Here is a 15,824-nt window from a genome sequence, read left to right as displayed (position 1 = left end):
GAGAAAGAACGACAAACCACCATTATTAATCCATAAAAGGGGAAATTCTTGATGTCTGCAAAAGTTTTGAAACATGCTGTGATCTACACGGGCGACGAGGTCATTCCAGACGGCTACGTTCGTTTCGACGACCATATCCTGGCGGTCGGCCCCGTTGACGACTACCATGCCCAAGCAGGGGATGAGCTCGAAGACGTTGCCGGCCAGACCTTGGTGCCCGGCTTCATTGACGTCCACAGCCATGGCGGCTATGGTTTCGATGCCATGGATGGTGACCCGGACCAAATCAGCACGATGGCGACTAAGATGATGCGGAATGAAGGCGTCACCACCTTGTTTGCCACAACGATGACCCAATCCACAGCTAACATTGACCATGCCATGCAAGGCGTGGCCCAAGCGGCCGAGAAGAATCCAATCATTCAGGGTGTTCACTTGGAAGGCCCATTCATTTCACCCACCTTCAAGGGCGCCCAGCCTGAGCAGTACATCAAAGATCCGGATGTTAAGCTGCTCGCCCAATGGAACGAATTATCCGGCAACCGGGTTAAGCTGATCACTTACGCACCGGAAGATCCGGGGTCCCAGGCATTTGAAGATTATTGCCTGAGCCATGGCATCGTCCCCTCCGTCGGCCATAGTAATGCGACCCGGGAACAGATGCTGCACAGCAAGGCGACCCATGTGACCCATTTGTATAATGCCCAGCGGGAATTCAAGCACCGCGAACCCGGGGTTACCGGCCATGCCATGCTGGAAGACAACATGTACGCGGAATTGATCTGCGATGGTTTCCACATCGTCCCGGACATGATTCGGCTGGCAGTGGAACAAAAGGGCGTCCACCGCATCGAATTGGTAACTGATTCTATGCGGGCTAAAGGGATGCCTGAGGGCGAAAGCGAACTGGGCGGTCAAAAAGTCTTTGTTAAAGACAAACAAGCGAGACTTAGCGACGGCACTTTGGCCGGGAGCGTGTTACAATTTAAAGATGCATTTGTCAATATCATGAAGTTCACGGGCGTCTCCCTGGCCGATGCGGTCCAGATGGCGAGTGTCAATCAGGCAACTGAATTTGGTCTCGACAGCAAAGGAACGATCACCCCGGGCAAGGATGCCGATATGAACTTATTTGACCGGACATTAACATTACAAAAAACATTTAGCTACGGCCGTGAATTCGCGCCGGAGAATAGTTAAGTAGGGGAGATCAACATATGGAATCACCGGTTTATATTCAGATCCACAATCAACTGAAACGGGACGTCGAAGCAGGCAAGTGGAAGGTCGGCGACCGGATTCCCGCTGAACGGGAATTGGCGTTGCAGTTTGACGTCAGCCGGATGACGCTGCGTCAGGCCATCCAGACTTTGGTTGATGAGGGGATCCTTGAGCGGCGCGTGGGCTCTGGCACATACGTCGCCAACCAGAAAGTCCAGGAAGTGGCTTCTGGTGTGACCAGTTTCACCGATATCATGAAACGGCAAGGCAAGAAGCCGTCCAGCAAAACGATTTCTTACCACTTTGCGACCCCGTCCCTGAGTGAGATTGAGAAATTGCACTTGGCGGGCGATGCTCCGGAAGTGTTGCGGATGGAACGGATTCGGTATGCCGATGGTGTGCCGATCAGTTTCGAAGTCGCGTCGATTCCGGCTGACATTGTTCAAGGATTAACCAAAGCGGAGGTCACCGATTCGTTCTATCACGCCCTGGAGACCAAGGGCGGGTATGAATTGGGCGGCGCCCAGCAGACGGTTTCTGCTGAGACGGCGTCTGAGCGGATTTCCGAGTACTTGGACATCAAGCGCGGCGAGGCCATCCTGAAGATGCGCCAGATCACCTTCCTGCAAGACGGCCGGCCGTTTGAATATGTCCGGACGCAGTATGCGGGTGAACGGTTCGAGTTCTATTTGGAACGATAAGCTTAAGATTGAAGGACTGGCTGTGGGCTGGTCCTTTTTAATTTGACGGCGGCCAGCGTTGTTTGCTACCATTAACAGTGTAGAAACCGATTGCATTGTGTCGAATCCTTTAGGAGGAGATTTTAATGACTGGACAAGATAAGGGTGACCCTGCCCCGCCGCCGACCCGCTATCAACGGTGGCTGACGGTGTGCATTATCGCCGGCGTCCTGATTGGTCTGTCCATGGGTATCGTCTTGCACGATGTGTTCATGGGCTTGCTGATTGGGGCTACGGTGGGCTGCGGCGGCGGCATGGCCGTTGCCGAGTGTGTCCGGGCCAAGCCCAAACGTCACCAGGCTTAATTAGAAACGCGCCGCAGATAGATGTCTGCGGCGCGTTTGTGTCTGCATGTGGTAGAATAATACCATTATTGGATTAAGAGAGGGCGAGCACTATGACGACCGTAATTACCTACGGCACGTTCGATCTGTTGCACTGGGGCCACATCCGGCTGTTGGAGCGGGCGGCGGCCTTCGGCGATCAACTGATCGTGGGATTATCCACCGATGAGTTCAACGCTGTGAAGCATAAGGAAGCCTACCACAGCTATGAGCACCGGAAGTACATTCTGGAGGCGATCCGTTACGTGGACAAAGTGATTCCCGAGACGGATTGGGATCAAAAGATTCGTGACGTCCAGAAATACCATGCTGACGTCTTCGTCATGGGGGATGACTGGGCGGGCAAGTTTGATTTTCTGAAACCTTACTGCAAAGTGATCTACTTGCCTCGGACCAAGGGTATTTCCACCACAAAGATCAAGACCGATCTGAGTGAAGAAGAACAGGAAGCTATTGTAAAAAACGAGAATGAGGACTAATTAATTTGGATACCATGTATCATTACCCCGATGACAGTTTGGCTCTGCACACCGACCTGTACGAGATCAACATGATGTTGACGTACTGGGAAAAGGGCATTGACCAGCGTCACGCCATCTTTGAGTTGTATTATCGCAAGAACCCGTTTGGCAGCGGCTATGCCGTGTTTGCCGGGTTGGAACGCAGTGTCAATTACTTGAACGCGCTGCATTTCAGCGACAGCGATATTGCCTATCTGCGGAAAGTCGAAGACTATCCGGAGGCATTTTTGACGTACTTGCAGCAGATGGATTTAAAACTGACGATTCGGGCGCCCCGGGAAGGGGAAGTTGTCTTTGCGGACGAACCGCTGTTCCAAGTCGAAGGTCCTTTGGCCCAATGTCAGTTGGTGGAAACAGCGCTGCTGAATATTGTCAATTACCAGACGCTGGTCGCTACGAAAGCCTCTCGGATCAGGTCGGCGGTGGGCGATGACCCGTTACTGGAGTTCGGCTCCCGCCGGGCGCAGGAACTGGATGCGGCCATTTGGGGCGCCCGGGCGGCATATGTCGCCGGATTCGACGCCACCAGCAATGTCCGGGCGGGCAAGCTGTTTGATATTCCCATTAGCGGCACCCATGCCCATTCGCTGGTCCAGACGTACCGTAATGATTACCAAGCGTTCAAGGCGTATGCTGAGACCCACCGGGACTGCGTCTTCTTAGTGGATACCTACGATACGCTGCGCAGCGGTGTTCCCAGTGCGATTCGGGTGGCCCAGGAAATGGGCGACAAGATCAATTTTCAAGGCGTACGGATCGATTCGGGGGACATGGCTTACATTTCTAAACGGGTGCGTCAGCAACTGGACGATGCCGGCTTTCCCAACGCCAAAATTTATGCCAGCAACGATTTAGATGAGTATACGATCCTTAACTTGAAAATGCAGGACGCCAAGATCGACGTCTGGGGTGTGGGCACCAAACTGATCACAGCGTATGATCAACCCGCGCTGGGCGCCGTGTACAAACTGGTGTCGATTCAGGATGCCGCTGGGGTGATGCAGGATACGATCAAGCTGTCCAGTAATGCTGAGAAAGTGTCCACGCCGGGCAAGAAGCAGGTCTGGCGGATCACCAATGATGATAAAGATGCGAAGTCGGAGGGGGATTATATTACCTTGTTCCAAGAGGATCCCCGTCAACTCGATCAGCTCTACATGTTCCATCCGCAGTATACTTATATCAATAAGACGGTGAAAAATTTCACCGCCCGGCCGCTGCTCCACGAGATCTACCACGCCGGCAATCAAGTGTACCAGCTGCCGCCGTTGAATGAAGTGCGGTCCTATGCGACTAAGCAGTTGGCGGCGCTGTGGCCGGAATACCGGCGACATTTGAACCCCCAGCAGTATCCGGTGGATCTGTCGCAGCGGCTGTGGGATCACAAGATGAATTACATCCACGCCGTCCGTGACGCGGTGAAGAATATGGCTAACCAAGAGGAGTGATGTGTCATGCGTCCATTACAAAAAGAAATTATTGCTTATGAACATACCCTGCCGACAATTGATCCGGAAAAAGAAATTCGCCGGTCGGTGGACTTTCTGAAAACTTACTTAAAGCGCAACCCTGGCTTAAAGACGTATGTACTGGGCATTTCCGGCGGGCAAGATTCCACCTTGGCCGGGACGTTGACTGAGATGGCGGTGCGCGAGCTGCGGGCGGAAACCAAGGACGACAGCTACCAGTTTATCGCGGTGCGGCTGCCCTACGGTGAACAGGCTGATGAACAGGATGCCATGGCGGCGATCCAGTTTATGCAGGCTGATGAGACGGTCCGGGTGAATATTAAGCCAGCGGTGGACGCGTTAACGGCCGCGGTCGCGCAAAACGATCTGACTATTTCGGACTTCAACAAGGGCAATATTAAAGCCCGGGTGCGAATGACCGCCCAATACGCCATTGCCGGTGCGCGCCAAGGCATCGTCGTGGGTACGGACCATGCCGCGGAAAACATCACCGGCTTCTATACCAAATATGGTGATGGGGCGGCGGATGTGACCCCGCTGTTCCGGCTGGATAAGCGGCAGGGCAAGCAATTACTGGAAGCCTTGGGAGCACCTGCTCACCTGTATACAAAGGCCCCGACAGCCGATCTGGAAGACAACAAACCGGGGCTCCCGGATGAGAAGGCCCTGGGCGTGCGGTATAGCGACATTGACGACTATTTGGAAGGCCGCGATGTGTCTGACAGAGCCGCTGAACGGATCGAGAATTGGTGGCGCAAGACGGAACACAAGCGCCGCCTCCCATACACTGTGTTTGATTTTACAAACTAATGGTTGCCACAGTGGGACGGTTTCGGTATACTGAATTTAGCAATAAGGGAGTAACAAACGGCCAAGCCGCCGTGACATGATCGTCAGCAAGATATTAATCCGGTCATGTCTGAAACTGTGAGACTTATGTGCGAGGAATTCCCGCGCGTAAGTCTCTCTTTTTTTCAGCGCGGGTGGCAAACAAATTGAGGAGGAATATAGTCCATGGCAGAACCTGAAGCAAAGAAACAGCAGCTTCAAGAACAGTTTTATAACCAGTCCATCGACACGGTCCGCGAAGAGCTGGATACGTCGCTGGATGGGTTGACCCCCCAGGATGCGGACAAGCGGTTCGCGGAATACGGGGCCAACGCTCTGGCCGAGGGCAAGCGTAAATCGAACCTGATGCGGTTTATTGACCAATTCAAAGATTTCATGATCATTGTCCTGCTGGTCGCCGCGCTGGTGTCCGGGTTCGTCGGTCACGAATGGGCCGATGCGGCCATTATTCTGGCCGTGGTCCTGATCAACGCCATTATGGGGGTCATCCAGGAGTCGAAGGCCGAAGAAGCCATTGATGCGTTGCGGGAAATGTCTACGCCGGACGCCCATGTGCGCCGGGGCGGCCAAGTGCTGACGATTAAATCGGAGCAATTGGTGCCCGGCGACGTGGTCTTGCTGGAGGCTGGGGATATTGTCCCGGCGGATCTGCGGCTGACCGATAGTGCTTCCTTGAAAATCGAAGAATCCGCGCTGACCGGGGAATCTGTCCCGGTCGACAAGGACGTCGCGACCCTTGAAGGTGACGACATCGGCATTGGCGATCGGACCAACATGGCCTTCATGAACGCCAACGTGACCTATGGCCGCGGCGAGGGGATCGTCGTCGGCACCGGGATGAACACTGAAGTCGGCCGGATCGCCGGCATGATCAACAGTGCCGAAGAAACGACGACCCCGCTGCAAACCAACCTGAACCAACTCGGGAAGATTTTGACGGTCTTGATTTTGGTCATTGCCGCCGTGATGTTCCTGGTCGGCTACTTCCTCCATGGTGAGGCCCCGCTGGATATGCTGCTGATATCCATTTCCTTGGCTGTAGCGGCGATTCCGGAAGGGCTGCCAGCCATCGTGACGATCATTTTGGCCTTGGGGACTCAGAAGATGGCCAAGCGGAATGCATTGGTGCGTAAACTGCCGGCCGTGGAAACCTTAGGCAGTACCGATATTATCGCCTCTGATAAAACCGGGACGCTGACCCAAAACAAGATGACCGTGGAACAAATGTATTACTGGGGCAAGCTGCACCCGGCCAGTGAAGACATTCCGCTGGATGATGACGCCTTGCTGATGATGAATCTGGCAAACGATACGAAGATTCAGGGCGACGGCAAGATGTTGGGCGATCCCACTGAAACAGCGCTGGTGCAGTTTGGTCTGGATAAAGGCTTCGATGTCCGCGAGCAGCTTAAGCGCTGGCCTCGGGTGGGTGAAGTGCCGTTTGATTCCGACCGGAAACTGATGTCCACCGTGCATCAGCTGCCCGATGGCCGTTTCCTCGTGGCCGTCAAAGGCGCCCCAGACCAATTGCTGGAACGGGCGACTCAAGTGGAATTGGGTAAAGATGACATTCAACCGCTGGATGACACCCGCAAGCAAGCTATTTTGGATCAAAATATGGATTTGGCCAAACAAGCCATGCGGGTCTTGGGAATGGCTTATAAGTTCGTGGATGCGCTGCCCGATCCCTTAGATTCCGATACCGTCGAAAACGATCTGATCTTTGCCGGGTTAGTCGGTATGATCGATCCGGAACGGCCGGAAGCGGCGCAGGCTGTTGCCGAAGCGAAGAGTGCCGGCATTCGGCCAATCATGATCACTGGGGATCACCAGGTGACCGCTGAAGCTATTGCCGGTCGGCTGGGGATCATTACCCCCGGCGACGACGCGGCCGTGCTCACCGGTGCCCAATTGGACGACATGAGCGATCAGGATTTTGAAAAGAACGTGAGCAAGTATTCTGTTTATGCCCGGGTATCGCCGGAACATAAAGTGCGCATCGTGAAAGCTTGGCAAAAGAAGGGCAAAGTCGTCGCCATGACCGGCGACGGTGTCAACGATGCGCCAGCGCTGAAGTCCGCGGATATCGGGATCGGTATGGGAATCACTGGGACGGAAGTCTCAAAAGGGGCCTCCGATATGGTCTTGGCCGATGATAACTTTGCGACGATCGTGGTCGCTGTCGAAGAAGGCCGGAAGGTCTTTGCCAATATTCAAAAGGCGATCCAGTACCTGCTGTCTGCCAACTTGGGCGAGGTCTTGACGTTGTTCATCATGACCATGATGGGCTGGGACGTCCTGAAACCCGTCCAGCTTCTGTGGATCAACTTGGTTACCGATACTTTCCCGGCGATCGCGTTGGGCGTTGAACCGACGGAACCAGGCATCATGAAGCGCAAACCCCGGGGCCGAAACTCCAATTTCTTCTCCGGCGGTGTCGCCAGTTCCGTGATTTACCAAGGGATCCTGGAAGGGGCATTGACCTTAGGGGTATACCTCTTCGGTATTCTGCACCCCGTGCACACCAGCCAGGGCGACATCCATGCCGATGCCTTGACCATGGCTTACGCGACATTGGCGCTGATTCAACTGTTCCACGCCTTCAACGTGAAGTCGATTCACCAGTCCCTGTTCACGGTCGGATTTTTCCGCAACAAGGCCTTCAACTGGGCTATCTTGGTCTCCACTCTGCTGGTCGGGGTGACGATCGTCGTGCCCGGCTTCAACGGCTTGTTCCACGTCCGCGAACTGGATCTCTATCAATGGTTGACAGTTCTCTCTGCGGGTGTTCTGATGTTAGTGATCGTTGAAATCATTAAGTTCGTGCAACGCCGCATGGGCAAGGAATAACGAAGGAGTGCGACACTTTGGTTAAAGCACAGCAAAAGTACCTGTATTACGCAAAGACCATCAATGATGTGATGGATGGCATCACATCGATCCAAGAAAAGATGGATCCGGATTATCAATTGGTGAGAAATGCAATCGATGAGAACGCCGTCGACAAAATCGCCGAGGAGAAGTATTTCAGCATCATCGAGAACTTCACCAAAGGGACTAACGGCTATCGCGACCTGCAGGCGCAGTTAGAAAAGAGTGCGGTCCCGGCGCGGCTGATGGGCAACCATCACCTGCTGCTGGGCGCGTTCAAGGCCTTTGTCGCCGGCTGCCAAGCAATGATCGACAGCATGCATGACGACCGGACAGTGGACGTGGCGGCTTTTCGCGCTGCTGAAGCCGCCCAGGATAAGGCCACGGACGACATCGGCAAGTACCTTGGCCGAGTGGATCAGCTGGTCTAAAAAAAGTTAATCAGTATGCTTGACTTAGACGTTTCGCCATGGCATACTCAGAAACATAAGAAAACGGAAAGAGAGTGGCCCGCATGATTAATGCCCACGTTCAACAATTCGTAAGTCAATCTTGGCAAAGCCAGCATTGATAGGACGCACGCACTGATACGTCCTGTCGGAGATACAGGACGTATCTATGCTGGGCTGCTTTCTGATGCCGCATGGATGCGCAACACACATCGATGCGGCTTTTTATTTTCTCCGGGGACCCTTAAACGGCGAAGTCGCATCCACGCGGCTTCGCCGTTTTATATTGAGGAGGATTGTTATGAAACGCATGATTGCCATGATCAGTGCGCTGATCGTATTTCTTGGGGCGGCTTTCTTCATGACCCAGAAACCGACGGTGAGCAAAGCAAAGATTCCCACCGTGGGGATTCTGCAGCTGATGAGCCATCCAGCTCTGGACCAAATTCATAAAGGTATTATTGCCGGGTTGAAGGATGAGGGCTACATCCAGGGGAAAAACCTGAAGGTGGTCTTCCGCAACGCGGAGAACGACCAAAGCAACTTGAAGACGATGAGCCAGACCTTGGTGGAACGGGCCAACAGCGACGTCGTGGTCGGCATCGCCACCCCCAGTGCCCAGGCGCTAGCGAATACCACGACGAAGACGCCGATCGTGCTGGGCGCCGTCACCGATCCGGTGGGGTCGAAGCTGGTGAAAAGCGAGACCCATCCCGGGGGCAACATTACCGGTGTGTCGGACCCCGCGCCGGTGGCCAAGCAGTTGGCCTTGATCCATCAACTGATGCCGGAGTTGAAATCGATTGGGGTCATTTCGACTCTCAGCGACGATTCCGCTCAGGCGGATGTCCGCCGCTTCGACCAAGCCGTGAAGCCGTTCGTTAAAAAATACGGCTGGTCGGTGAAGAAATACAACGTCAGCTCCACCAATGATGTGAACCAGGTGGCACAAACAATGGCCAATAATGTCCAGGCCGTGTGGGTCCCGACGGATAACACACTGGCCAGCGCGATGCAGACGCTGGTGAATGTCACGAACACCAAGAATATCCCGATTTTCCCCACCGTGGACACCATGGTTAAGGATGGCGGGGTGGCGACGATGTCGCTGAGCCAATTCGACTTAGGCGAACGGGCGGGCAAGATGGCCGGCAAGCTGCTCAAAGGCGAGATCAAGACGGCCACGACGCCGATTGATTCCCACCCCCGGAGCGACTTGGTGATCAATGTTAAACAGGCTGAGAAAATCGGCTTGAAGATTCCGGATAAGCTTTTACAGCAGGCAGAAAAGCAAGGGGAGGTCATTAAATGAGTATCATCGTATCGGCCATTGGCCAAGGGTTGTTATGGGGCATTCTCGGCATCGGGTTGTTTCTGACTTTCCGAGTGCTGGACTTCCCGGATATGACCGTCGAAGGCAGTTTCCCGCTGGGGGCGGCGGTGAGCGTGGCTGCCATCACCCACGGGGTAAGTCCCCTGTTGAGTTTGGTGCTGGCCTTTGGTGCCGGCATGCTGGCCGGATTAGCCACCGGCTCGCTGTATACGAAGGGGAAGGTGCCGGTGCTGTTGGCGGGAATTTTAGTGATGACCGCTCTGTATTCCATCAACCAGCACATTCTGGGACGGGCGAACTTGTCGCTGCTGAATCAGCCGAATTTGTTCAAAAATAAATTTTTGGCCTCCCTGCCGCCGTATTTTGACAGTATCTTCGTTGGTATCGGGGCAATCATCATCATCGCGATTCTGCTGATGTGGTTCCTGCAAACCAACCTCGGTCAGGCATTCATTGCCACCGGTGATAACGAGATCATGGCCCAGTCTTTAGGTGTCCATACTGACGCCATGAAGAACATGGGCTTGATGGTGGCCAACGGGCTGGTCGGCCTGAGCGGCGCGTTGATTGCCCAGAACAACGGTTATGCCGATGTGAACCAGGGCATTGGGGTCATCGTCATCGGCTTGGCAGCAATCATCATTGGCGAAGTTGTTTTTGGCGAATTGACCCTGAATCAGCGGCTGGTGGCAACGGCCTTGGGCTCCATCCTGTACCGCTTCGTCCTGCTGATCGTGCTGGGCTTGGGCTTTGGTGATGAGGACTTGAAGCTGATCTCTGCAGTCGTGCTGGCCGTTATGCTGATGGTCCCGACGGTGGAAAGCCGCTTCCGCTTGAAGCGGGCGCTGCGCAAGGGGATTGAGAGTCAACCGGCAAAGGAGGCGGATGGCCATGAGTGACGCAGCAGTTGTACTAAAAGATGTGAGTGTAACGGTGCACCAGCAGAATCAAACCAAGACGATCCTGGATGATGTGGATTTAACCATTGCCCCAGGGGATTTCGTCACCGTGCTGGGCACGAATGGGGCGGGCAAGTCGACGCTGTTCAACGCGATTGCCGGCAACCTAGCCGCCAGCGGTCAAGTGACATTGGCGGGGCAAAACGTGACCAGTTTGAACGCGATTCAGCGGGCCAAATATATTGCCCGGGTCTTCCAGGATCCTAAACTCGGCACCGCCGGTCGGATGACGGTGGCGGAGAATCTGGTCCTGGCCCAGCATCGCGGGGAACGGCGGACACTGCGCGGCCGCCGGTTGGAAGCCGCCCGCCCGCAGTTGCAAGCCGAAGCGGCGCAATTCAGCAATGGGTTGGACCAGCTGCTTGATTCGCCCACGGAGACATTATCCGGCGGTCAGCGCCAGTCCTTGAGTCTGTTGATGGCGGTGCAAAAAGATCCAGCCCTGCTTTTGCTGGATGAACATACGGCAGCCCTGGATCCTCATACGAGCGCGCAACTAATGGCGCTGACGGACCGGGTGATCAAGGAACGGCACTTGACGGCGTTGATGATCACCCACCGGATGGACGACGCGCTGAAGTATGGCAATCGGCTGATCGTGTTGGAGAACGGCCGGTTGAAAGCGGACTATAATGTCGCCGCTAAGGCCAAGCTGAAGCGGGAAGACTTGTTAGAGTTCTTTGATTAGCGCGAGCACATCAGTATTTCCTGGGAAATAAAAGGAGACAGCCCCGTTTGTACAGGGACTGCCTCTTTGCATGGGCCGTGCTGATCATTCGTAACGCAGCGCTTCGATCGGATTGAGTTTGGCCGCTTTTCTGGCTGGATAGAGACCAAAGAAGACGCCGACGGCACTGGCAAAAAGAAGGACCAGGAGGATGGCTTGCCAAGTGATCCGGGCGGTGATGCCCAGGACGTTGGCGACAATTTCAGCCACCGCGATACCGAGGGTGAGGCCAATCAGGCCGCCAATCAAAGACAGAATGACGGCTTCCAGCAGGAACTGAATGAGAATGTCCCGGGTCGTCGCCCCCAGCGCTTTGCGGGTCCCAATCTCCCGAGTTCGTTCGGTGACGGAAACGAGCATGATATTCATGACCCCGATCCCGCCGACGATCAAAGCAATGGCGGCCACTGCCGCGATGAAGTTCACGAACAGACCGAGCACACTGTCCACCTGATCCAGGGCGGATAGGAAGTTCCGCGCGGTGTACAACTGCTCACCGACGACGTCGTGGCGGGTTTCTAATAAGCGCACCGTGCTTTGGGACACACTCGTGATGTCGTTGCGGGAACGGACTTTCATTGTGACATCAGTGATGCCGCCGGCGTTGATGCTCAGCAGCTTCATCGTTGAATAGGGAATCGCGACATAGACCGGAAAACTGCTCCGGCGAACAGCGCCTTGGTACTTATCTACCGTTCTCTGGGTCTCCCCGATGAGGCGCACGCTGATGCTGGTTGTGCGGCTGCGCAGCGTAATGGTTTGACCGACTACGTTGCGCTGATTCGGAAAGAGCTGCGCCGCACCGTCAGCAGAAATCACGGCCACTGGCGCTGATTCGGCATAGTCCGCCTGGGTGAAATACCGGCCGGCGGTGATCGTGCTGTCCATCATCGTGCTGGTGTATTGCAGATCCGGGGTTCCGCCAAAGATGATGGCCTGTTGGTCTTGCGTATTCGTCGCCGCAAAACCGGATAGCGTATAGTTAGGCGACACTGCAGTGACTCGGTCATCGGCCTGCTTGATGGCTTGCAGATCGGCGGCAGTGAGTTGAGCGTCGTTGCCGGCCTTGTTTGACACGCTGAGAGAGATCGTCGTCGCGCCTAAGTCGTTGAAGGTGCCGGTGATCTTCGTGGTCGCGCCGTTGCCGATCGCGAGAATCGCAATGACCGCAGCAATGCCGATGATGATGCCGAGCATCGTCAGAAAGGACCGCATTTTGTTGGCTGTAATGGCTTCAATGGCCATTTTGAAACTCTCAATCACTGTCATTCCGCAACACCTGCCTTGTGCGGCTGATCCAGGACTTGGTCAGTTTGAATGATGCCGTCTCGGAACGAAATGATTCGTTTCGTGTACTGGGCGATGTCCGGTTCATGGGTCACCATGACCACCGTGGTGCCCGCGGCATTCAGTTCTTGAAAGATGCGAATGATTTCCACACTGGTCTTGCTGTCCAGATTGCCCGTCGGTTCGTCGGCCATGATCACCGCGGGCCGGTTGACAATGGCCCGGGCGATGGCGACCCGCTGCATTTGGCCGCCGGAGATCTCGTTGGGCTGGTGATCCAGCCGATCCCCCAAGCCGACCTGGGTGAGGGCAGCGGCGGCCCGGTCCTGTCGTTCCCGCCGGCCAATGCCAGCGTAGACCATGGGCAGAGCAACATTTTCTAACAGCGTCATCCGCGGCATCAGATTGAAGGATTGGAAGACAAAGCCGATTTCTTTATTCCGGACATGGGCGCGCTCATTGTCGCTGAGGTGTGTCACATCGGTATCCCGCAATTGATACAGGCCGCTATCGAAGGTATCCAGCAGTCCCATAATGTTCATCATGGTCGACTTGCCGGAGCCGGACGGCCCCATGATGGCGAGAAATTCTCCGGCCTCGACCGTGAGATTGACGTCTTTCAGTACCACCAGATGCTCATCGCCCATGGTGTAGCTCTTAACGACGTGCTGCATCGTGATAAAACTCATTGGGTGGTCACCGCGCTTCCGTCGTGAAGCTGATTGCTGGGGGATAGGACCGCAGTTTCGCCAGGGTGCAAGCCCTTCGTGACCGCGATGCGGGTGGCCGATTGCAGACCGGTGGTGACGGCTGTGCGGCGCGCTTTACCTTTGACGATCCGATACACCAGCGGTTGGTTATTCCGATCATAGGTGATGGCCTCCTGAGGAATTGTGACGGCATTGTTGGCCTGATCCACGGTGATCGTCACGTCAATATCGAAGCCAGGGACGAGTCCTTGCGGTTGCCGGTCGAAAGCGACCTGAGCCCCGAGGGTCGGCGTGGACGCCCCCGTCGCACTGGTGGTGGTCGTCGCGGTGGGGTCCACTTCGGCAACATCTCCGGTATAGGTGTGATTCAGGTACGTCAGGTGCACCGCCTGCTGGACTTTAACTTGGGCCGCCTCCGATTTAGTCAGGTTGAGCTGGACCCGCAGATCGCTTAAGTCCGCTACTGTAATCGCGGCTTTGCCGGTGGCCTGAGCAGTATCGGCTTGACCGCTGGCAATGTTCACGGCGGTGACTGTCCCGCCAAAGGGCGCGGTGAGGTTCGTTGTCTGATTATACGTGGCCAAAATTTGCCCCGCGGAGACCTTATCGCCCACTTTAACATTGACTGCAGTGACCAAACCGCTGCCGGCGAGATTCGCTGTGCGGGTCGCTGTCACGGTGCCGGTAGTCGTGATCGTCGCCGTGATGTTTTGCTGTGTCACCCTGGCGGCCGTGACTTTCTGGGTGTTGTTCTGCCGGCCAGCCGCGATGACGCTCCAACCAATGAAGCCGACGATTGCCAAGAGGATGAGCCCAATAATAATGCGGTTCCATTTTTTCATAGGACCAAGCCTTCCTTCAGAGAACTTATTATCTCCAGTCTAAGCCAAGTCAGCGCAGTTGGCGACCGAAGTGCTTTCCATTGTCGTCTGAGCGGATATTTGGTACAATGAGCGTCAGTTTTTCAGAAAGCAGGCGACAATGTGGCCAGATTACCCCAGACAGATGCAGAATTGACAGCGCTGGTACGTTCCGTATCGACGGAGACCTTCCACCGGCCCTTTACGCATCAGGCGCTGTACAATCGGCGCTTACGGACGACCGGCGGCCGCTATCGGCTGCGGGACCACAACATCGAGATCAACCCCCAACTATTGCAATACTATGGCTTACCTGAATTGCTCGGCGTGATCAAACACGAGCTGTGCCATTACCATCTGCATTTGCTGCACGGCGGCTATCAGCACAAGGATGCCGACTTTAAGAAATTACTGGCGGCCACTGGCGGCAGCCGCTTCGCGCCGCCCATGCCGCCCCGGGAAGATAGGACAGTCAACTATCTTTACATCTGTCCCCAGTGCCAGGCCAAGTATCCCCGCCAACGCCGCATCGACACCCGCCGGTTCGTGTGCGGTCGCTGCCATCACCGCTTGGAATTAGTCGGCTTGGATGTGAAAATGAGCCAAATCAGCGCCTAACCGGCAAATAGGGCTTGAAACCGGCTTTACATCCATGCTAATATATTCAAGTAGGTTTTTGCGGGCGTGGCGGAATGGCAGACGCGCAAGATTAAGGATCTTGTGATCAATTTGATCATGGAAGTTCGAGTCTTCTCGCCCGCATCGTTTTCACAGGATTTCCAACAAATTGCACCCCGTTACATCGGTTGAATTACCGGTGTGGCGAGGTGTTTTTTTTGTTGTGTTATTGAGTTGTGGGCTAGTGTGCAGCAGTGGCGCCATGGAATATTAGAGAGTTCCATATTTGCGCTTCAAGCTTTTCGTCCTGTTAGATCAAACTACTTAAAATCCGGGACGCACACCGTAACGCTTTCCGCCGCGAGTTAAATACTCATAGATATTGGAGCGTTGCATCAGTTAGTGGTTGATAGTATACTCCATAAACTTATCCAGCGCTTCAGACAGTCCTTGGATATCGGAAAACGGTGTTGCATCCAGTGAATAGGCATATGACTCGATATCCCCTGTGTCCTCATGATGTTTATAGACATGTAAATCATTGACACCGACAACAGTACCGTCCAAATTGTGATGGCGTGATCCGTTGATGCATAAACGAATCAGGTGGAGATGGGTCTCACTGAATCGGAGATGAATACTGTACTTGGAGGCTCTCCGTCCTCGATAAGAATACAGGATATATTGAGCACCATTCAGCCTATCTTCAACATTTTCCTCGTTCTTGTATCGCCCGAGGATTGGAATCGCGAAATCAGGATTTTGGAGAAATTCCTTGATAGCTTGAATAAGGGCTGCCACATCCCGGTCGGATAATGATGTGAAAATCATGCACGTCTTCCCTCTGTTGATGGTGTTGTTCAGAA

Annotated in this window: 16 protein-coding genes and 1 tRNA gene; 13 read left to right on the top strand and 4 right to left on the bottom strand. The window is 54.6% G+C overall.

Annotation, left to right across the window (positions count from 1 at the left end; all coding sequences use genetic code 11):
- Positions 1-51 precede the first annotated feature (51 nt).
- The 11 genes from nagA to FMM01_RS06655 all read left to right on the top strand — a co-directional run bounded on the left by nagA (position 52) and on the right by FMM01_RS06655 (position 11,444).
- Complete coding sequence (gene nagA / locus FMM01_RS06705) at positions 52-1,200, top strand: N-acetylglucosamine-6-phosphate deacetylase (protein WP_146994599.1); 1,149 nt, start codon at positions 52-54, stop codon at positions 1,198-1,200.
- 17 nt (positions 1,201-1,217) lie between these two features.
- Positions 1,218-1,922: a GntR family transcriptional regulator gene (locus FMM01_RS06700; RefSeq protein WP_027829101.1), complete on the top strand. Its 705-nt coding sequence runs from the start codon at positions 1,218-1,220 to the stop codon at positions 1,920-1,922.
- Positions 1,923-2,047: 125 nt separating this feature from the next.
- Positions 2,048-2,266, top strand: a complete 219-nt coding sequence (locus tag FMM01_RS06695; RefSeq protein ID WP_063516264.1) for a hypothetical protein — start codon at positions 2,048-2,050, stop codon at positions 2,264-2,266.
- Between the two features lie 92 nt (positions 2,267-2,358).
- Complete coding sequence (gene tagD, locus FMM01_RS06690) at positions 2,359-2,784, top strand: glycerol-3-phosphate cytidylyltransferase (RefSeq protein WP_051225392.1); 426 nt, start codon at positions 2,359-2,361, stop codon at positions 2,782-2,784.
- 14 nt (positions 2,785-2,798) lie between these two features.
- Positions 2,799-4,274 (top strand): nicotinate phosphoribosyltransferase, encoded by a 1,476-nt coding sequence (locus FMM01_RS06685; protein ID WP_150393244.1) that lies wholly within the window; start codon positions 2,799-2,801, stop codon positions 4,272-4,274.
- Between the two features lie 6 nt (positions 4,275-4,280).
- Entirely contained in the window at positions 4,281-5,105 is an 825-nt protein-coding gene (gene nadE, locus FMM01_RS06680) for an ammonia-dependent NAD(+) synthetase (RefSeq protein ID WP_150391988.1), read from the top strand.
- Between the two features lie 204 nt (positions 5,106-5,309).
- Positions 5,310-7,994, top strand: coding sequence for a calcium-translocating P-type ATPase, PMCA-type (locus FMM01_RS06675; protein ID WP_150391987.1), 2,685 nt, complete (start codon positions 5,310-5,312; stop codon positions 7,992-7,994).
- Positions 7,995-8,011: 17 nt separating this feature from the next.
- The gene (locus FMM01_RS06670; protein WP_150391986.1) at positions 8,012-8,446 is read left to right on the top strand and encodes a hypothetical protein; all 435 of its coding nucleotides are present in this window, start codon (positions 8,012-8,014) and stop codon (positions 8,444-8,446) included.
- Between the two features lie 319 nt (positions 8,447-8,765).
- Positions 8,766-9,776, top strand: coding sequence for a tryptophan ABC transporter substrate-binding protein (trpX, locus tag FMM01_RS06665; RefSeq protein WP_146994591.1), 1,011 nt, complete (start codon positions 8,766-8,768; stop codon positions 9,774-9,776).
- The gene (locus FMM01_RS06660) at positions 9,773-10,696 is read left to right on the top strand and encodes an ABC transporter permease (protein ID WP_150391985.1); all 924 of its coding nucleotides are present in this window, start codon (positions 9,773-9,775) and stop codon (positions 10,694-10,696) included. Before trpX ends, FMM01_RS06660 begins: the two co-directional genes overlap by 4 nt.
- Positions 10,689-11,444 carry an ABC transporter ATP-binding protein gene (locus FMM01_RS06655; protein WP_150391984.1) on the top strand — a complete coding sequence of 252 codons (756 nt, stop codon included), beginning with the start codon at positions 10,689-10,691 and terminating at the stop codon, positions 11,442-11,444. Before FMM01_RS06660 ends, FMM01_RS06655 begins: the two co-directional genes overlap by 8 nt.
- Before the next feature lie 84 nt (positions 11,445-11,528).
- Here the strand turns inward: FMM01_RS06655 and FMM01_RS06650 are convergent, their stop codons facing one another.
- Genes FMM01_RS06650 through FMM01_RS06640 form a run of 3 tightly spaced genes read right to left on the bottom strand, consistent with a single transcriptional unit; the run spans position 11,529 to position 14,322 of the window.
- A complete protein-coding gene (locus FMM01_RS06650) occupies positions 11,529-12,752 on the bottom strand; it encodes an ABC transporter permease (protein WP_150391983.1) in 1,224 nt (407 codons plus the stop codon).
- Positions 12,749-13,459: an ABC transporter ATP-binding protein gene (locus tag FMM01_RS06645; RefSeq protein WP_150391982.1), complete on the bottom strand. Its 711-nt coding sequence runs from the start codon at positions 13,457-13,459 to the stop codon at positions 12,749-12,751. Before FMM01_RS06645 ends, FMM01_RS06650 begins: the two co-directional genes overlap by 4 nt.
- Positions 13,456-14,322, bottom strand: a complete 867-nt coding sequence (locus tag FMM01_RS06640; RefSeq protein ID WP_150391981.1) for an efflux RND transporter periplasmic adaptor subunit — start codon at positions 14,320-14,322, stop codon at positions 13,456-13,458. The genes FMM01_RS06645 and FMM01_RS06640 overlap by 4 nt, the downstream gene beginning before the upstream one ends.
- 141 nt (positions 14,323-14,463) lie before the next feature.
- Here FMM01_RS06640 and FMM01_RS06635 point away from each other — a divergent pair, with 141 nt between their 5' ends.
- Entirely contained in the window at positions 14,464-14,958 is a 495-nt protein-coding gene (locus FMM01_RS06635) for a SprT family protein (protein ID WP_190973475.1), read from the top strand.
- A gap of 60 nt (positions 14,959-15,018) precedes the next feature.
- Positions 15,019-15,102: transfer RNA gene (locus FMM01_RS06630), tRNA-Leu, on the top strand.
- Between the two features lie 255 nt (positions 15,103-15,357).
- Here FMM01_RS06630 and FMM01_RS06625 read toward each other — a convergent pair.
- Positions 15,358-15,789: a DUF6978 family protein gene (locus FMM01_RS06625; protein WP_146994577.1), complete on the bottom strand. Its 432-nt coding sequence runs from the start codon at positions 15,787-15,789 to the stop codon at positions 15,358-15,360.
- Positions 15,790-15,824: the final 35 nt, after the last annotated feature.

The organism is Schleiferilactobacillus harbinensis, assembly GCF_008694105.1.
In the GTDB taxonomy this organism is placed as follows: Bacteria; Bacillota; Bacilli; order Lactobacillales; family Lactobacillaceae; genus Schleiferilactobacillus; species Schleiferilactobacillus harbinensis.
This window is presented reverse-complemented; position numbering and strand designations above follow the sequence as displayed.